Below are 17452 nucleotides of genomic sequence, written 5' to 3' on the forward strand. Positions count from 1 at the left end.
TCCGCCGCCCCGCTGCCCTTCACCCACTGCTGCCTGTGATGGCAGCTAGCCCCACCCCAGGGAAGCTCGCGCCCGCACGGATACCGCAGCGGAGTGTAGAAACACCGCAAAGCGCGAATCTGAAGGGAGAGGAGGAAGTTTATGAAGCCGAAGCGTATCGCCGCGATCGTGACGGAGTATCGCCGCTGGTCCCATGCCGATGTGATTCTGCGGAATCTGTTGGATGGCTATCCCGGCGGCGGGCGGCCTGGCATGGAGTTGGTCTCGCTTTATACTGATCAGGTCCCCAAAAACGACATGAGTCGGGACCTGGCCAAGAAACACGGGTTCCGCCTGTGTGCGACGATTGCGGAAGCGTTGACTTTGGGAGGGGACAAGCTGGAGGTGGACGGAGTGCTCTCCATCGGGGAGCATGGGAAATATCCGCACAATGACAAGGGTCAAATCCTCTATCCGCGCCGTCGGTTCTTTGCGGAAATTTGTGCGGTGTTTTCCCGAACAGGGCGGAGCGTACCGGTGTTCAATGACAAGCATCTGGCAGCGACGTGGGAGGATGCCCACTGGATGTACGAGCAGGCCCGTAAGCTGATGGTACCTCTGCTGGCGGGTTCCTCGATCCCGGTGACCTGGCGGAAACCGGACCTGACGTTGCCGAAGGGGTGCGAGCTGGTAGGGGCGGTGCAGGTCGGCTACGGACCGCTGGAAGGGTATGGCTTCCACGCTCTGGAAGGTTTGCAGTGCATGGTCGAACGGCGGCGCTTGCCGGGCAATGGCACGGAACAAGGCGTCGTGGCGGTCACGTGTCATTTTGGTGCGGCCATGTGGCAGCGCTTCGATGAGTTCCCCTGGGCCAAACGATTGCTGGAGGCCATAGTGCCGTTGGTCCGCTATCACGCCGGGGGAGACATCCGCCAAGTGAGCCAGCGGGCTAGGGATGCGGCTATCTTCGAGATCGAGTACCGGGATGGTTTGCGTGCCTTCGTGGTCATGCCCAATGGTTGGATTTATGAGAACGAGGGCGGGTCTTTCTACTTTGCCGGCCTGCGCCGTGGGTCGGCTGATCCGGACGTGTGCCAATTTTACTTGCAGCAACCCGACCCATTTGCCCATTTTGCCGAACTGACGAAAGCGATCGACCATCTCATGCAGACTACTCATCCCCCCTATCCCGTGGAAAGGACGCTGTTGACGACGGGGATTCTCGATGCCGCCATGACCAGCCGGTACGAAAAGGGGCAGCGCCAAACCACGCCGCATTTGCGGGACATTCGCTATGCCGCCAGTGACTGGAAGCATGCGCAAGGACCGATTCCCCCGGCGGCAGGCAAGAAGGCCGATCGCTAAGGCCATCAAGCCCAGAGGAAGTGCCGAGATCGCTACAATGCTTCTGGGAGGAAACGGCCAAAAGGAGACGCTCATGATGGAGCGATGGCAGCGGTGGGTCAGCCTGCTGGCGGCGGTCATCGTGGGAATCAGCGGGGCGGGAAGGGGCCGGGCCTCCTTACCCTCGGAGGATCCGCGTTTTGTGGTGGGAGATAGCAGCGGAATTCATCCGTTGCCGTTCGAGGAGTTTTACCGCCGCTTAGGCATCTTGATGAACGTGCGGGATGAGCGGTTGCGGGACGGACAGCCCAATCCGGATCGGCAGGCATTTCTCCAGCGTGTCCAACAGTGGGGCCAGCAACCTGCTTCCAACGGTCGGGAAGCGGCGATGCGAGCGGCGGACCTGCTGCGGCTGGGGAAGATCGACGCGGCCCTAAATGTCCTGTCTCCCCGGCTGCGCGACCCCCGCCCTGATTACTTCGTGGCTATCGTCCTGGGGCATATCTACGCCGAACGCGGGGACTGGAAAACTGCCCTCCGGTATCACCAGGAAGGATTGCTCGATGCCCGCTTCCCCTCCCAAGTTCCTGGCTTGAACGAGCGGCAGAGAGAGTGGTGGGAAAAACTCGACCGGGACTATGTGCCGCATTATTACCGCTTGCGGCTGCAAGAGGCGGAAGAGCGCCAAGGGAAAACGCCGGCGGAGTTGGCCCGCTTGGCGGAAGAGGAGCAAGTGCTCGGCCTGTTTCCCTTGCCGGAACGTGGACAGGCTTCAGTGCAACCGGTGCGCTTTGTCAATGATAACGGCGAGTACGAACCGGGTCGCTTGGCTGCTGCAGAACGAGCAAAGTTGCCCCCGGATGCCTTGGCTATCGTCCAGCAGATGCTCTTCTGGTATCCCGGCGATACGCGCCTATTCTGGCTGCTCGGCGAGTTGTACGCGGCGGAGGGGAATGTCGATGCCGCCTTTCAGATCTTCGATGCCTGCACCTGGGGCAGGCAATATGGCAACCGCCGCCTGCTCATGGAACACCGGCACGTGGTGGACACCCTCCGTCAGCGGCAGGCCGCATCCCGCAGTCCTGCTGATGAACCGTTGCTGGGGCCCTCCTCGCCTGAACCTGCCGCTCCCGAAGAGCCGGCGCCGATCAGCATGCGGTCGATCGCCCTGTATTTCGTACTTGTCGGCCTCGTGGCCTTGGTAGCGTTGGCACGGGCTGTAGCACGCCGTAGGGGGCGCGGGCCACTCCACCGCTAGTTGCCGGAACCGCTAGGAGCCGAACCCTTGCTTGGCTTGGTAAAGGCGGCTTCCTTGCCAAGCTCCCGCGGCCTTGCAGAAGCGGGCAAAGTTGCGGCGGGAGACCAGTTCGTGGAGGAAAAAACCCACGCAGCCGGAGACGCCAGCCGCTCAATACTTGCGGATGACACCTTCGAGCACGCCCAGAATCTGGATTTCGTGTTTGGCAGGATTGACGATGATCGGTTCCATCTGGTCGTTCATCGGTTCGAGGCGAATCTGGTCCCGCCGGCGGAAGTATTTTTTCAGGGTCATGGCCTTGTCGATCATGACGACGACTTTATCGCCATTGTCGCAGGATTCCTTGCGGCGGATGACGACATAATCGCCGTCCTGGATGTGGCCGTCGATCATGGAGTGGCCGCGGACTTTGACCACAAACAGGTCATCGCCGCCGAAAAGGTCTCGCAATTCCAGGCGTTCCTGGATATTCTCGGCTTCGATGGCCTGACCGGCTGCCACGACGCCCAGATAGGGGAGGCTAAAACCCCCGGCGGTCACACCCGGAATGGAAATACCCCGGGCTTGCGCCCGCGGACGCTTCCCCTTGTTTTCGCTCTTTTTTTCACTGCGGTGAATGTACCCTTTCTTCTCCAGGGCCTTGAGATGGCACATGACCCCGTTGGGCGAGGCGATCCCAAACTCGTCGCAAATGTCCCGAATCGCAGGGGGGAAGCCCTTCTCCTGAATGTGGCGAATGATGAAATGATAGATCGCCCGCTGCTTGTCCGTCAGTTTAGCCTGTTCTGCCATAGACTGTACCTCCAGCCATACCCAATCTAGTACCGAATGCGTTCCGTGGATCCCGGATTTCGGTCATCACGGATACTGTTCTTGTAGAGACTATAACATACGTCCATGATGAAAACAAGTATAATCTGGAAAATTCGCCCAGAAATGTTCGGCGGTGCGGAAAAGGCGGATCGTGGTGGGGGAAAAGCCCGCCGCATCCCTGGAGGCGATGGTCGCAATACAGGCTGGACACTTAGGATAGGATTCGGGAATTTGCCGGAGGAGAGGCTGTGAATCGGGAACCGCCGCCCTGGTTTGGGGACGTGATGGCGCACCTTTTGGCTCGCCGGGATGTACCGGGGCCGTGGATGGTGGAAGCCGTTCGGGATATGGTGGCCGGTCGAGTGGGCGAAGTGTGGGGGGCCGCCTTCCTCGTGGCTTTGCGAATGAAAGGGGAAACTGCGGAGGAACTGGCGGCGTCCGCCGGGGTGCTCCGGGAACAGATGATCGCCCTGACTCCCGTATCGGGACCGGTGTTGGACACCTGTGGCACGGGAGGCGATGAGAGCGGGACATTTAACATCAGCACGGCGACGGCTCTGGTGGTGGCCGGTGCTGGGGTGCCTGTCGTCAAGCATGGGAACCGGGCGGTCTCCAGTCGGTCGGGCAGTGCCGATGTTTTACGCGAACTTGGAGTGCCCATTGAAGGTGGGCCAGAATGGGCCCAGAAGTGTCTGGATCGCATCGGCTTTGCCTTCTGTTACGCCCCGCAGTTTCACCGTGGCATGGCCCATGTTGCTGCTTTGCGCCGCAAGCTGGGACTGCGCACGCTTTTCAACCTTCTCGGTCCTCTGGCCAATCCGGCCAGTGCACCGTATCAGTTGCTTGGCGTGGGAGCAGCGGAAATGCTCGATCCCCTCGCCGGTGCGCTGGCTCGATTGGGCACGACACGCCAAGCTTTGGTCGTTTGGAGTGAGGATGGACTCGATGAGGTGAGCCTGTCGGCCCCGACCCATGTCCGCCTTGTGCGTGGAGAGGGGTACGAATCCCGCCTCTGGCAGCCCCAGGATTTTGGCTTAGGGGTTGTCTCACGCGAGCAGATACAGGCGGCCAATGTCCAAGAAAGTGCACAGGTCATCCGCCAAGTCCTAGCGGGGAAAGAGGGACCTGCCTGGAAGATGGTGGCGGCCAATGCCGCTGCGGCTTTGTGGGTGGCCGAACAGGTGACGGACTTACACGAAGGGGTGGAGCGAGCTATCGCCACACTACGGCAGGGGAGGCCCCGAGCAGTCCTGGAGCAACTCTGTCAGAGCGCCGCTTGGATCGAAGCCCCGGATCGCTAATCCTCGCTTAGTCCACATTTCCGGGCCAGCGATAGAGATCGGCGTGCATTGGCAAGCATCGAAGCTTTATGCGGCAGATCGGATGGGATTAGTGGACCGGAGTGTGAAGCGGGGAATAGAGAAGCGTGGTATCCCGGAGGGGTGAGCGGAGCGGCGTATAAGCCGGGTTCTGTTCCCGCCGCAGCGGGTGACGGTCATTCCTCTAGCCCTGCAGTTGCCCGCAGGGTCCAGCGGTCTACCCGGGGATCGAGCGGTCGGGCCAACCATCTCCCCTGCTTGACCTTGCTTCCGGTGGGGTTTGCCGAGCCAGCGGGTCGCCCCGCTGCTGGTGCGCTCTTACATTAAGGGCTTGCGCCCCGCACCTTTTCACCCTTACCGGCCAGGTAGTATCGCGGCGAAAAAGCCCAGCGACTGGCCCAGCCGGCGGTATGCTTTCTGTTGCACTGTCCCTCTCGTTGGCGGCCCGGCCCGGGAGACTTACCGGTACCGTTACCGAGGGTGGGTGTTACCCATCACCGTGCCCTGTGAAGCCCGGACTTTCCTCCCCCTGCCGATGCAGGCGGCGACCGTCCCGCCGCCCCGCCTCACCCCCAAGGCATTCGCTATTTTACACCCTAACTTTTCGGAGTGTCAAAAGCCGCCAACGGATTCCGCTTTTTTCCCAAAGTTCTGGTTTCCCGAAGTTCTGGTCAACGGCGGAGAGAATTGCATGATAACGTCATGAGTCTATGGCGCTGGACAGTAACCGAAGACGCCCCCCTCGCGTGGCAGCATTGTGCGGTAACGATCGGTAATTTCGATGCCGTGCATCGAGGGCACCAACTCCTTGCGGCGCGGACGCGATTCTGGGCGGATCGCCTGCCTGGACCCGCCCTGGCCCTCACCTTTGATCCGCCACCGCATCAAGTCCTCTTCCCCGGCTCGGAACGGCCGCCGCTAACCACGCTGGAAGAACGAGCGGCCTGCCTCGAAGACGCCGGAGTGGATCACCTCATTGTCCTCCAGACCACACGCGAGCTGTTATCCTGGGAAGCGGAGGAGTTTTTCCAAAAGGTGCTCGTTCAGCAGTTGCGAGCCAAGGCGCTTGTGGAAGGCCGAGATTTCCGCTTCGGCCGTCAGCGACGGGGGGATGTGATCCTGCTGGAACAATGGTGCCGCCAAGCCGGCTGCCACTTCGAGGTGGTTCCGCCAGTGCTTCATGAGGGGGTGCCGATTTCGAGCAGCCGAGTCCGCCAAGCCGTCGAGCAAGGGCAGGTCGAGTTGGCTCGCTTGCTTCTGGGCCGCCCCTATTCGGTCGCAGGCCAGGTTGTGGTCGGGGCACGCCGCGGACAAAGCCTCGGTTTTCCCACCGCCAATCTGGACGGTATCCGGACCTTGCTCCCCGCTGACGGGGTATATGCCGTCCGGGTGTCCGAAGACCGATTCCACCGGAGGGAAACAACGGCCGGCTTGCCCCAAAAGGGAACTTTTGCCGCGACGGCGAATCCCGACAAGGCAGAGAGCAACAACCGTCCACCTCTGTTCCCCCGCCTTGGCGCAGCTCACATCGGTCCCAATCCCACGTTCGGCGAACACCTACGGAAGCTGGAAGTGCACCTACTCGACTTCCAGGGCGATCTCTACGGGCAATCGCTGCGGGTCGAGTTCTTGGCCCGCCTGCGCGAGACCCGCCGCTTCCATTCTCCCGAAGAATTGAAAGAACAGCTCCAGCGGGACATCACAGCCGTCCGGCAATGGCAAGAGCCTGCGGAGAAGTCGATGTGAAGACGTTTGCTATGCGCAAATGAGATGTCCTCTGCCAAGTAGGGGGTAACGGAGGTTGACATCGGCTTTGCACGGCTCGGATACTGCAAGGGATGGAAACAGGCAACGGAGGAAGGCAGTAATGACGAGCGACTTGCGCGAACGGGTGGAGCAAACACTGCGACAGGAGTTGCTCCCAGGCCTGGGGGAGGGGATGGACATCGAGGTGGTCGATGTGTCGAATGGCGTTGTCCAGGTCCGCTTTCCCGCGGCGTGTACCCATTGTCCGGGATCGATCCTGACTATTGTAACGTTATTGGAAGATGAACTTCGCAAGAAGATTCCGGAAGTGGAGGTCCTGGAAGTCGTGGCGTAAGCCATAATAACGTCAGTGTATCCGGAAGGGATGCATCTAGGAAGGAAGGCCCGACGGGACGGCTAGGTTGACGGACCGGCAAATCAGGAGAGGTGGCATGGACGGGTGATTGGCGGGCGCGGAAACGAGAGGCGAGGCTATGTTTCTCGGCTACAACACCAACGGTTTTGCCCATCACCGGCTAGAAGATGCTATCGACATCCTGGCGGACTTGGGTTACGCCGGCGTAGCCTTAACTCTCGATGTACATCACCTTGATCCCTTCGCGGACAATTTGGCGCAGCAAGTGGCCTGGGTGGCCCGACGCTTGAGCCGCCATCGCCTGCGCTGCGTGGTGGAGACCGGAGCGCGTTTTCTGTTAGACCCCCGGCGCAAGCATCAGCCGACGTTGCTGAGCGGGACGCCGGAGGAACGGGCCATTCGCCTCGACTTTCTTAAGCGCTGCGTGGACATTGCCGCCGATCTAGGGGCGGACTGTGTGAGTTTGTGGTCCGGCGCGGCAGATGGACCCGCTCCAGAAGGAGTGCTGATGCTCCGCCTGGTGGACCGGTGCGAACGCCTTGCGGAATACGCGGTGCAGCGGAATGTCCGCTTGGCTTTTGAGCCGGAGCCGGGCATGTTCATCGACACCCTCGACCGCTTCGCCGCCTTCTACGAGCAACTCCGCCATCCTGCCTTGGGACTGACCCTCGACATTGGCCACCTAGTTTGCCAGGGGGAAGTGCCCGTCAGCGACCATTTGCGCCGTTGGAAGGACCTGCTGTGGAATGTCCATATCGAAGATATGCGCCGGGGACAGCATGAGCACCTATTTTTTGGGGAAGGGGAAGTCGATTTTGCGGATGTCTTTGCCGGGTTGCGTCAAGCGGAGTACGGCGGCGGCGTGTACGTAGAACTGAGCCGGCACAGCTACGATGCCGTCGCCACCGCCCAGAAGGCTTACACCTTTTTGCGTTCCTATCTGGAGAATTGAGCGGGGCTGACTTGGCCGGCCGAATATCACTCCGCCGGAGATAAGCCGCTAGCCGGCCAGATTTCGTGAGGCCGTGATTGCGTGGCCGAGCCGGCCTTCTCTCTGCAACTGAGGTGGCACAGCCGGACATCTATTAGCCCGGAAGCGGAGACACTCAGGAGCGGGGACTTCAAGGATTGCTGATGTCGCAGACCAGAGTGGCATAATGGCGGATCTGCTGGAAGGTCCGTCCGGCGTGTTCCCCTTTCTTGTCCTCGGTCCAGCGCGTCCAAACACCAAACCGGCCTGCAGTACGGAACACAGGAGTGTATCCTTCCTTGTCGGTCTTGACCGCTTGCTTGCTGCCGTCAGGGAGCAGTACGGTCGTTTCTGCCTCGGCTAGCGGCTTCCCTTGGCGCAGGACGCGGAAGCGAATCTCCCCGCTCTTGCCCTCGACGACAATCTCCAACGGCAGCTTTTCGCCAATCACCGCACGCGGATCGTCTGCCTTCCCTAGGATCGCCTTGGGATAGTACACCAGCTTGAAAGGCGGTGCCTCCCCTTTTTGCAGCACGCCGTAATCAGTGGTCCCGTAAATGATGCGTAGCTCTCCCGCCGGTACGGTCACCTGATAGTAGCCGTTCCCTTTGGTCCATTGGAGGGCGGTCTCCTGTCCATCCGCATGGCGGAGTGTCAAGCGGGTCTGGGCAATTTTTTCGATGTTGACATTCGTATCCGGGCTGAGATTATCGCTGAAAACCACTGTGACTGCCTTTCCATTGCTATCCGGCACGATAAACGGGAAGTGTCCCCGTGCTGCCGCCAGATAGGTGAAAGCGAAGGCTAAGGCAGCTACAGCTTGCAGGCGAAAGCGGCTCGGCATGGCCGGTATCTCCTCCAGATGTCTTCTGATACAAGGGTAAAAGGGGCCAATCTCGTCGAGAGTATTGTTGGGAAAAGCGTTCCTTGCGAACAGGGGAACAGGTGAGCGGTTCTGCGGGCGGGATCGGAGAGCTTCGGTGAGCATCCAGTCAGGAGTGGTTTGGCTTTCAGCGGATGAGGATATCCGGGATGTCGTAATACGGTCCGCCGCGGACGGAGAGTCGGACAACCGGCCAATCTTCCGGCGGGGTTACCGGTACGGGTTGTTCGGTAGTGACGAGGAAGGTATCGACTAAGGCTGCGGGTCCGACGCGGGGTTGCCAGAGGATGGCCTGGCCGGCGAGGAGGGGTTCTTCCTGTCCAGCGCGGCGTAGCTCTTCGGCGGGATAGCGGCCGGTGCCGTAGCCAGGAGCGCTGAGCCGCCAGTCGTACTCGTAAGGTGTTTGGGCGAGAATGGGGCGTCCAGCGTGAGCAATGGCACCGAGAGTTTGCCCCGCTATGGTCAAAGAGCGAAACAGAGCGGCCAGGCGCAGGGCCAGTTCATAGGCCTGGCGAAACTCCGGGGGCGGCGGACCGAAACTAATCGTCCGGGAACAGGTGACATACAGCCCATCCCGCTGTCCGGTCGCCTGAATAGTGCAGGTACGGCGCAGCGGTGTGGAACCGAAACCGGCGCGGCGATATTTGGCTCCGCGATCATCGGCCACGACACTCAGAACCGCTGGCTCGATTCCGTGCCGCAGGAGGCGGTGGCCAAGCTGGCCGGCGACTTCTGCTTCCGTCTCTCCGACGCCGCAATGCCGCCCGGTGGCTTCCACGGCATGGGCCACCGCTTGCCCTAACGCGCGATAGCTGTTTTGCTCGTATAACGACAGTTCCCGCACCAAGTAACGCAGGGGCAGCGTCAACTGCGGTGCTCTGCCAATCGGCCGGTCGATGGCAATTTTTCGCCCTTGGGTCACACTCTCCAGCAGGCTCGCGCGCCCTCCCTCCCATTGCCACTCTTTGAGCTGGAATCCCAAGCGGTCGAGTTCCTCATCGAAGAGCCGCTGGCTATCGACATGGGAGCAAATCAACCAGCGCTGCCGCCCGTCGGTATAAATGACGGGACGCTCCGTATCCGCCAGGAGGCCGCGGACATTGAGGCCGACGGTGAACCAGCTCAGATGCACTGGCATCATCAGCAAGGCGGCCTCGCACCCCAGTTGTTGCAAGATGCTTAGCAGAGCCGCTTGGCGGGCATCGATTTCAGCACGGCGGGCAGCGATCGGGTCCATAAAACGCCTGGAGGGACGGAGGGACTGCGGGGTCTATCGGATTGTAATTCAGGGAACCCGGCTCAGCCGCTGAACCTGGGCACTATTGTGTCTATATGTTCCCCGAAGGCTTCGCCAGAGCATGCACGGACAGTATTCTGACACAACGGGGCTGTTCCTGCCTTGAGCCGGTGGAAACCTAACCTGGCTGGAAGAATCCTAGCATCTCTCCCAGGAGTGCCAGAAACTATGAATCTCGCGGTGCGAGTGTTCCCTTGGGACCAATTTGGCGGAGCGGGAACTTCGCAAGGAGCAACGGCACTGGCCGACGTCGTGCGGGAAATCCGTCGGGATGCCCAGCGGGAGCAGCAGCCCTGCCGCACGCATACCCTCCGGGACCGTCTCCACATCCAAGAGTTGGCTTTCACCCAACCGCAACATTGCCGGACCTGGCGCGAGCGCGGCCGGCGCTGGTTCCGCCGAACCCTCCAGCGCCACTCCTTCATCCTCTGGCTGGGAGGCAATCACCTGAGTGTGCTGCCGGTGCTCGAAGAACTACCCCCGCAGACGCTGGTGCTCCAGTTTGATGCCCATCTGGACATCCACGACTTCGATGACACCTTGGACACACTGTCCCACGGAAACTACTGGCGGTTTCTGCCGCAACCACGACCATCGGCCATTCATTTAGGCCACCGCGATCTCTTTGTCCCTCCCGAAGAGTCCCGGCGCTATTTCACCGCAGTTTACTCAGCCCTGGATATCACCACCCGTTTGGCTGATGTAACCGCGGATCTTCAGCGGCAGGTTTCCCAAGCCTCCCGCGTTTGGATTGACATCGACGTTGATGTCTTCGATCCTGCCCTTTGCCCAGCGGTCCAGCACCCCTTGCCCTTCGGCTTGACCAGCGCTGCCTTTTGGCCCCTTTGGCAGGCGGTGTGGAGTGAGAAGGTCCTGGGCGTGTCGCTTAGCGAGTTCGATCCGGGCCGGGATGTGCGCGATCAGTCGCTGCATATGCTAGGATGGTTCTTAGAGCACCTACTGTTGCAGGCGGCGCAGTGCCAACCGATGTCCGCCGCAGAGCCGGAACCGTCGCGCCGAAATGACGGAACGAAGCCAAGTGGGTGATGGCGTGATTCTCTGGACACGGTCAAGAACCCGACGACTCCGGGCGGCCGTCCTTGGGGAGGCAACGTTTCTAAGGGATGCGTGCTCGCTGCTGGGGCACGGTCTGGTGCTGGTTGAGCCTCAACGATTCCGGGAGAAAACCTCATGTGGGCGACACTGATGACTTTGGGCGGTCTGGTGGCGGCGACCCAACAAGACCCGCCGAAACTGCTGATCGAAACGCCGTCATTTCCTGGTATGACCCCGGCGCTCCGCTGGCGTGTGATCCGCCTGCGTGGTAGTCCTGAGAAACCCCTGGTAGAAGTGGTTTTGGAATCCGAGCTATTTGATCAGGCGGTGGAATTACCGGGGGAGGGGCCTTTCCATGTGGAGGTGGTTCCCCAAGGGGGCGTGCCGGTGCGATTGGCGGAAAAACTCATGGTGGAGAAGGGGAAAACGGTTCGCCTGCGCTTGGAAGATCGGTGCGGCGTGGTGCGGATTTTCGGAGAGGGCTTGCCGCGGCCTCAACGTCTGGTCCTGACCCGTGCGCGTGATCCCGGTCCTGGCGTCCGAGGGCATCAACCGGTCCAGCAGGTCAGCAATTATCGCCAGAATATGCTCGTACCTCCGGGGACCTATGACTTATGGCTGGTGCCGGCCAATGGCGCCCGACCGCAGCGCCTCGCTGAGAATGTCCGCGTTTTAGCGGGGAAAGTCGTAGGCGTTGATGACTGACGAACGGCTGAGACGTGAAATGTAGTCCTGATGATAATGCGGCCATTAGCGGATCAGCACCGGCTCTTGGGGATTTCCCGTCCCTAGAATGATGTCCTCATGTCTCGGTCTTGTCCGTATCCTGCGGCTTTGCAGGGGGCTGCCGGCCGAGTTGTTCTCGCAGGCGAGCCAGCTCCGCTTCCAGTGCCAGTCGGGCCTGCCTTTCCGCTTCGACTTGTTGTCGGAGTTGTTCGGCTTGTTGTTGTGCAATTTCGGCCTGTTTTTGAGCCTGTTCGGCCTGGAACTTGGCGACCTCGGCTTGGTGGTGGGCAGCACGGGCTAGTACCTGGGCCTGGCGGCGAGCTTGGCGCTCGGACTCCAAACTGCTGAGCAGTTCAGCGGGTAATGGCACCAATTCTCCGCGGAACCAGAACCGCATCCAATCACCTACAAGAGCGACCTCGATTTCCAATTCTGGAATGACGTGCCGCCCCTGTTCGTTCGGAGGGAGGGCTTCATACCCTTGCGGCGTCCATCGGTACAAATGGATGCTGATCTGATCCAGGTCGAAGAGCAGGTAGTACGGCACGCACAATTCCCGCTCATACTTGTAAAAATTGTCCCGATAATCCTTTTGCTTGCTAGAAGCAGAAACATGCTCCAGGACTAGAAACGGCGGAACGGGCTGCAACGGGGTCATGTAGCTGCCGCGAGCAAAGATCGGCTCTGGGGAGATAACAATGAAGTTATCCGGCACGACTTGGCCGGGGTCGTACGGATCATGACCGGGACGGGGATATTGCACCAGCAACTCGTTGAAGCATTAGATGTCAGGGCGGAGGGCATGGATCACCGCAAAGCTTTCCAGGGTGATCTCCCGTTGCCGAGCGTGGGGCACCGCTTCCATGAAATGCTCCGGGGGCAGGGATTCCAAGTAGCGCCGCTCCGCTTCTTCATAGACTTGCTTCAACTTCTTCCAGTCCAGAACTGTAACGGCTGGTGTCGTCATGCGTGAATCATCCGTTGGTTCAACAAAAGTGGCTAGATCCCTGGTGTGATTATTCTCCCTACGGAGCTTCCTATTTTCTTCCTCAATCCTAATCTGTGTGCCAGAAGATTGTAAAGCCAAGTAGCGTACTATAGCCGTCTCGCTTGGAGCCTGGTTTATGACTAGCGGAGGTCCCAATCGGGTCGAGGTCGATAAGGGATCAACGTGATTGGGGCGCTTGTGGTTGCACCAGCAGACGCGGCAGGGGAGGCGGTTGGCGGCTCGCCGCAGCGGTGTAGCCTACCGAAACGGCAGTGGGCGGCAGCTCTTTCGGCGTCCATCCGCGCAGCCGCTCCCAGGTCAAGAGCATTTTTTCCTCCGGGTGGACTTGCCATTCCTCGTGCCAAAGGGCGGCTTCCAAAGGTCTTGGCAGGGGCAGGTCGAATGGTGTGCCCGCCGGGAGGGGGAAGGTGCCAGACCACTGCACCGCACCCTCAGTGATGGGACGTTTGAACCAGATGTGCACCACCCCCTGGCTTGTGGACCAATCCGCTACATCGGGACCGCGAATTTCCTGCACCGTAACTCCGGGTAACGCAAAGGTCAGGTAACCGGGGGTCGGCGAGTCCTTCCAGAGAAGATTTCCCTGGGCGAATGCCAGGAGCGGCCGGGGGCTTGAACCCGCGCTGGCTAAGAAGGGGGGAGATAACCAAGCGATGTCCCAAGCGGTGCGGGCTTGGACGGAAAGCTCCGCAGGCAGCCGTAAGGTGGGGCGCAGTTCCGCGGAGGCAGGAGCCAAGGGGCGGAAGACCCGCAAGGTTTGGGCGGGGTCCAGGCGCAATTCCGGCACGGAGGAGAAAAGCTGGAAAAGGGCATCAGAGCTGAAGTCGATCAAGCCGTGGCGTTGCAACGACTCCAGGCTTGCGTCCCGGAGCCGCAGAGCATAAAACGTATCCGCTTCGCTGACGCCCGGTTGACTGATGCGGGGGAACCGTAACCAGGGTGAGCGCGTGATGGGGAAACGCGGAGCGGCTTGCACCACCAGCAGCCATCGGCCGGTGGTCGGGGAGCGCCAATCGATGCGTAGCCGCCGCCAACCTCCCTGAGGGGGTGCCAGACTCCAGTTTCGCAGGACGCTTCCTTCCCCACCGTCCGGAGAACGGATAACTAAGTGGAGCACTTCCAGGTCGTCCGGGATTTGCAGGTCCAATTGGGTGAGGGAACCGCCGAGGATTTCCAGCCAGTAGGCGGCCGCCAGTTCGGCCCCTTGGGGGTGGAGGTCCCAGAGGCAGGCTTCTCGGAGGCGCAATTGGGCTGTACCGCCTCCTTCCTCACGCCAGCGGAGCACCACCTGCCGCACCCCTCCCAACTCCGCTTGAACACGTCGATCTGGGGAACGAGTGTCCAGACTCCAGCGTCCCACGCGACCCGGAAAATAGAGTTGGCGTAGATTCCGCTCGGCATGGACCGTCAGGGTGGTCTGTGGGCATTCGATTGCTCCGAAGCGCAACTCGCGTTCGGCAGTTCCCCCGCTCGCAGAAAGTACGAACTGGGCGCGGACCTCCTGCCGGCCCTTACCAGGCAGTTCGAGGGCATAAACGCCAGGCCGAACCAGGAGCGGATAACCGAGGCGGTCATGGATGCGGACCGATTCCAAGCGGGCATCTCCCAGAGGGAGTAAAAACGGTGTTTCCGAATGGTCGAGGACATGCACTACCCACCGTGCCTCGACACGGGCTGTGACGCCGTCGAGGAACACATCGTAATGGGCCGAAGTCAAAATCCAACTGGGCGGCGAAGGCCGAAGGCGCGCCAATTGGTCCCACAGCGTCAAGGGAACCAAAACCTCTTCACGCCCTTGGGCATCCGGCGGAAGCAGCAGCACGGTGGTCATGGCAAGCGGGGCGGAAGCTGACGGCTGGACCTGGCCTTGGGCCTGGAGGAACGGCCAAAAGGCTCCTTGGTTCAGCATGAGCGTAGCCGGCAGAAGTAACATTGCGGACCCCAGGAGGCGGCGCAGACCCGCTAAGGCCAATCCAGCCAGTAAGGTCAGACCGCACCCGGTGACGGCAACGTATTGCCACCAAGGCGGAACCACCAGGGCCAATGCCAAACTGATGGTTGCCAGGCCCATTATCCCCAGAGCCAGTGGACGCCGGTTCCCCAAAAACCCCAGAACCGCCAATGCCGCTCCCGCCACCAGCAAACCGAGGCCCGTTGCTGCCTCGGAGGAACTTGTCCATACACCGGCGTTTGCTGAAAGGGTCCACCAGGAGCCGTCGAGATCGGCGGGAAGGACTTCAGCCAAGTCAGGAAAATGGCGGAGAGGTGGAGAATCCTGTTTCCCATCGGGCTGGGACAGAGGCAGGACATTCCTAGGCAAAAACAGATGGCATAGCTCCGGAATCTCCTCAGCCCACTGCACAAGCGGAGGGGTCAACTGCGACCACAGACCATACCGCCGCAAGGGATAGTGACCGCGCAGGATCACGCGGATCGGGTCCTGGGGTGCGGGCAGGGGGATAAGCCATCGCCCATTCTCATCGCGAGAACAGGCCGTGGGGGATAACCATTGGCCTTCGATCCCGATCGCTTCGAGCTGCAGGTAAGGATCGAGGGTGACCGGCAGCGCGGCGAGTTCTCCCGATTTTCCTGCCTTTGCTCCAGGCTGGACGGTCGCACCGGCGACTACGAGGAGGCGTTGATCTCCCCGCACAACTAGCGTCAGGAAGGTGTCATGGATCTGAAGGTACGGTGAAGCGTCGGGTGGACGGACAGGAGACGGGGGAGGTGCTGTCGGCAATGCAGGGGATGGTTCTGGCACCTCGGAGGAGGCAGGGAGCCAATAACCGCGGACGTCTCCCCCGCGATAGCGCAAGACGGTATGAGCTTGGGGCGGGGGAAGGGCGAAATCCCAATCGAGCCAGCCCAGTTTTTCCGTTCCCGGACCAGGGACAGCCCGACCGCCGTTCGGGGCAGGTGCAATGATCGCCAGCAGTCCGTTGCGTTCGCCAACGTCCAGAGGGGTAATGGCCGGGAAAGGAACGGCGGTGCTCCCGTGGGAGGCAATCGGCCTGCGGGCAATCCATTCCGCTTGCCATTCCACGATTTGCCCCGCCGGCACAGGGCGCAGCCATTCCAGCGTGAGCACGCGCTCCTTCGCATCGACATGGGTGAGCAACGCTTCACCCCCCGCCATCAGGCGCCGCAGTTCATATCCTTCGGGATAGCGGCAGCGGAATTGAAAGAGCGGCCCCCGTTTTACCTGTAAGCGGATACGGGCGGTTAGACGTGCCGCGGTGCCTTGCAAGTGCCAGATTAGATATTCCTCACTGGCCCCCACGCTTGCTTCAGCGGGAATCACCTCCAGTAATGGCGGCTGGCGGCTCGGCCGGCTCGCACCTACGGACAACCAGCTTCCTTGCAATTGCAACTGATGCGTCTGATCCGAGGCGACCGAAGCCTGGATCAAGCGATAATCCCCCGGTGTGAAATGCCGCAGCTTCCATTCCGGAGCAAGGCGGATGTCGACGGCCTCCCGGAGCAGAAGACTTTCCTCCACGCGGATGAACGGCAGCGTGAGCTTGCCTGAGGGCGGCAGGGGCGCCACGGCTTGGATCAGCAAGCGTACCGCGGAAGAAGTTGGCGGCAAAGTCACGAGTAGCCGAGGGTTTGACTGAGGTGTGGAGGATTGCACCGTCCACGTCGAGCGGGGCGTGCTGATGACATCGAGAACTCGCAAGGTGGGGTCCAAATGGAAGGTCCAAGAGCTGATGTTTCCCCGGACGGGTCGCAAGTCGAATTCGTAAGCGCACGTGAGGTTCATGCCTTGTAGCTCGAAGCGGCAGCGGCTCTCGGCGGCGGTGGTGGGAGTAGTGGTCGTGGCCGGACGGATGCTTAAGTCCAAGCGGCTGCGGCCGCTGAAGCGGATGTGCCAGCGCTGCTGGCGGGGCGTACTCGCCGGGAAAGGGCCAGTCACCAGGGCATCTCCCCCTGCCATCGGCACTAGTTCGGGTGCTAAGTCCAGTTCCAGCAGGGCTGTGGTGGCTGACGGCCAACGCAACTCGAAGCGCCGTTCGTCCAGGGTGACCATGCCCGCCGCGGACCAATTCAGGCGTAGCACTTGGCTGCCGCTGCGCTCGACCCAAACGGCCACGGGACCGGAACCATTCGGCGTGCCCACCACGGCGGGGCGGCCGTCGCTCCAAGTGGCACCGCTCAGAGCGACACGCAGCGGCTCCAGCACCATGAGCCGGGGAGATGGGCCGGGATTGATGATCTCGCATTCCGCTTGTCCGATCAGGTCGTTACCTTCCAGAACCGCGGTCAGACGTAAATCGGCCAAAAACGGCAGACGGCGCGACTCTTCCAGCATCTGCCGGGCGGCACGAAGTTGCTGTTCCAGTTCCTCGCGGGGCATCCGTCGCACCGGTCCCAGGTCCAGTTGTTTGAGCACCGCGGGGAGTTGTTCCGGAGTGACACGCAGGCGCCGCAAAGGAATAGGGTCTTCCGATCGCGGGGTGTCGGGGATGGGGGTCTCTGGAGAGGGCGGGTCCCCCGGAGGGGGGCCGGGAGTGACCGCCGAGTAGGGCTGGCTTGCCGCTGACGGTTCCTGCACTGATCTTACCGTCTCGCTTGAAGGGGATTGACCCAGAGCGGCCAAACACCCCAGCAGAGCGAGGAGGAAGCTGAATAGACTTCGCCATACAACTCGCAGCCGGTGGATCATCCTAGCACTC

14 protein-coding genes and 1 other RNA gene are annotated in these 17452 nt (G+C 61.1%); 8 read left to right on the forward strand and 7 right to left on the reverse strand.

Going from position 1 to position 17452, the window contains the following annotated elements; translation table 11 throughout:
- The first annotated feature begins 141 nt into the window (after positions 1 to 141).
- Together H0921_RS05185 and H0921_RS05190 are read left to right on the forward strand one after the other, a co-directional pair.
- Positions 142 to 1344: a hypothetical protein gene (locus tag H0921_RS05185; protein WP_194536971.1), complete on the forward strand. Its 1203-nt coding sequence runs from the start codon at positions 142 to 144 to the stop codon at positions 1342 to 1344.
- A 73-nt stretch (positions 1345 to 1417) separates the two neighbouring features.
- Positions 1418 to 2581, forward strand: a complete 1164-nt coding sequence (locus tag H0921_RS05190; protein WP_194536972.1) for a tetratricopeptide repeat protein — start codon at positions 1418 to 1420, stop codon at positions 2579 to 2581.
- 150 nt (positions 2582 to 2731) lie between these two features.
- Here H0921_RS05190 and lexA read toward each other — a convergent pair whose 3' ends face one another.
- Positions 2732 to 3373 carry a transcriptional repressor LexA gene (lexA, locus tag H0921_RS05195; RefSeq protein ID WP_194536973.1) on the reverse strand — a complete coding sequence of 214 codons (642 nt, stop codon included), beginning with the start codon at positions 3371 to 3373 and terminating at the stop codon, positions 2732 to 2734.
- A gap of 269 nt (positions 3374 to 3642) precedes the next feature.
- On the opposite strand from lexA, the gene trpD reads away from it, so the two are divergent.
- A complete protein-coding gene (trpD, locus tag H0921_RS05200) occupies positions 3643 to 4695 on the forward strand; it encodes an anthranilate phosphoribosyltransferase (RefSeq protein ID WP_194536974.1) in 1053 nt (350 codons plus the stop codon).
- A gap of 142 nt (positions 4696 to 4837) precedes the next feature.
- On the opposite strand, the gene rnpB is transcribed toward trpD, so the two are convergent.
- An RNA gene (gene rnpB / locus H0921_RS05205) (RNase P RNA component class A) lies at positions 4838 to 5277 on the reverse strand.
- 138 nt (positions 5278 to 5415) lie between these two features.
- Here rnpB and ribF point away from each other — a divergent pair.
- The 3 genes from ribF to H0921_RS05220 all read left to right on the forward strand — a co-directional run bounded on the left by ribF (position 5416) and on the right by H0921_RS05220 (position 7787).
- Positions 5416 to 6459, forward strand: a complete 1044-nt coding sequence (gene ribF, locus H0921_RS05210) for a bifunctional riboflavin kinase/FMN adenylyltransferase (protein WP_194536975.1) — start codon at positions 5416 to 5418, stop codon at positions 6457 to 6459.
- A gap of 121 nt (positions 6460 to 6580) precedes the next feature.
- Positions 6581 to 6814: a NifU family protein gene (locus H0921_RS05215; RefSeq protein WP_228499022.1), complete on the forward strand. Its 234-nt coding sequence runs from the start codon at positions 6581 to 6583 to the stop codon at positions 6812 to 6814.
- Between the two features lie 139 nt (positions 6815 to 6953).
- Positions 6954 to 7787 carry a sugar phosphate isomerase/epimerase family protein gene (locus H0921_RS05220; RefSeq protein WP_194536976.1) on the forward strand — a complete coding sequence of 278 codons (834 nt, stop codon included), beginning with the start codon at positions 6954 to 6956 and terminating at the stop codon, positions 7785 to 7787.
- Between the two features lie 169 nt (positions 7788 to 7956).
- Here the strand turns inward: H0921_RS05220 and H0921_RS05225 are convergent, their stop codons facing one another.
- Together H0921_RS05225 and H0921_RS05230 are read right to left on the reverse strand one after the other, a co-directional pair.
- Entirely contained in the window at positions 7957 to 8649 is a 693-nt protein-coding gene (locus tag H0921_RS05225) for a DUF4198 domain-containing protein (protein ID WP_228499023.1), read from the reverse strand.
- A 166-nt stretch (positions 8650 to 8815) separates the two neighbouring features.
- Positions 8816 to 9925: a M24 family metallopeptidase gene (locus H0921_RS05230; RefSeq protein ID WP_194536977.1), complete on the reverse strand. Its 1110-nt coding sequence runs from the start codon at positions 9923 to 9925 to the stop codon at positions 8816 to 8818.
- 228 nt (positions 9926 to 10153) lie between these two features.
- Here H0921_RS05230 and H0921_RS05235 point away from each other — a divergent pair, with 228 nt between their 5' ends.
- Both H0921_RS05235 and H0921_RS05240 read left to right on the forward strand, forming a co-directional pair.
- Entirely contained in the window at positions 10154 to 11032 is an 879-nt protein-coding gene (locus tag H0921_RS05235) for an arginase family protein (RefSeq protein WP_194536978.1), read from the forward strand.
- A 144-nt stretch (positions 11033 to 11176) separates the two neighbouring features.
- The gene (locus H0921_RS05240) at positions 11177 to 11746 is read left to right on the forward strand and encodes a hypothetical protein (protein WP_194536979.1); all 570 of its coding nucleotides are present in this window, start codon (positions 11177 to 11179) and stop codon (positions 11744 to 11746) included.
- A gap of 97 nt (positions 11747 to 11843) precedes the next feature.
- On the opposite strand, the gene H0921_RS05245 is transcribed toward H0921_RS05240, so the two are convergent.
- The 3 genes from H0921_RS05245 to H0921_RS05255 form a co-directional block, all read right to left on the reverse strand.
- Positions 11844 to 12530: a Uma2 family endonuclease gene (locus H0921_RS05245; RefSeq protein WP_194536980.1), complete on the reverse strand. Its 687-nt coding sequence runs from the start codon at positions 12528 to 12530 to the stop codon at positions 11844 to 11846.
- Positions 12531 to 12548: 18 nt separating this feature from the next.
- Complete coding sequence (locus H0921_RS05250) at positions 12549 to 12734, reverse strand: hypothetical protein (RefSeq protein WP_194536981.1); 186 nt, start codon at positions 12732 to 12734, stop codon at positions 12549 to 12551.
- 199 nt (positions 12735 to 12933) lie between these two features.
- Entirely contained in the window at positions 12934 to 17442 is a 4509-nt protein-coding gene (locus tag H0921_RS05255) for a phage holin family protein (RefSeq protein ID WP_194536982.1), read from the reverse strand.
- Positions 17443 to 17452 lie beyond the last annotated feature (10 nt).

Source organism: Thermogemmata fonticola (assembly GCF_013694095.1).
Taxonomy (GTDB): domain Bacteria; phylum Planctomycetota; class Planctomycetia; order Gemmatales; family Gemmataceae; genus Thermogemmata; species Thermogemmata fonticola.

Coding starts and splice junctions, on each gene's coding strand:
- H0921_RS05185 (WP_194536971.1), top strand. CDS start 142: ATGAAGCCGAAGCGTATCGCCGCGATCGTGACGGAGTATCGCCGCTGG.
- H0921_RS05190 (WP_194536972.1), top strand. CDS start 1,418: ATGATGGAGCGATGGCAGCGGTGGGTCAGCCTGCTGGCGGCGGTCATC.
- lexA (WP_194536973.1), bottom strand. CDS start 3,373: ATGGCAGAACAGGCTAAACTGACGGACAAGCAGCGGGCGATCTATCAT.
- ribF (WP_194536975.1), top strand. CDS start 5,416: ATGAGTCTATGGCGCTGGACAGTAACCGAAGACGCCCCCCTCGCGTGG.
- H0921_RS05215 (WP_228499022.1), top strand. CDS start 6,581: ATGACGAGCGACTTGCGCGAACGGGTGGAGCAAACACTGCGACAGGAG.
- H0921_RS05220 (WP_194536976.1), top strand. CDS start 6,954: ATGTTTCTCGGCTACAACACCAACGGTTTTGCCCATCACCGGCTAGAA.
- H0921_RS05225 (WP_228499023.1), bottom strand. CDS start 8,649: ATGCCGAGCCGCTTTCGCCTGCAAGCTGTAGCTGCCTTAGCCTTCGCT.
- H0921_RS05230 (WP_194536977.1), bottom strand. CDS start 9,925: ATGGACCCGATCGCTGCCCGCCGTGCTGAAATCGATGCCCGCCAAGCG.
- H0921_RS05235 (WP_194536978.1), top strand. CDS start 10,154: ATGAATCTCGCGGTGCGAGTGTTCCCTTGGGACCAATTTGGCGGAGCG.
- H0921_RS05240 (WP_194536979.1), top strand. CDS start 11,177: ATGTGGGCGACACTGATGACTTTGGGCGGTCTGGTGGCGGCGACCCAA.
- H0921_RS05250 (WP_194536981.1), bottom strand. CDS start 12,734: ATGACGACACCAGCCGTTACAGTTCTGGACTGGAAGAAGTTGAAGCAA.
- H0921_RS05255 (WP_194536982.1), bottom strand. CDS start 17,442: ATGATCCACCGGCTGCGAGTTGTATGGCGAAGTCTATTCAGCTTCCTC.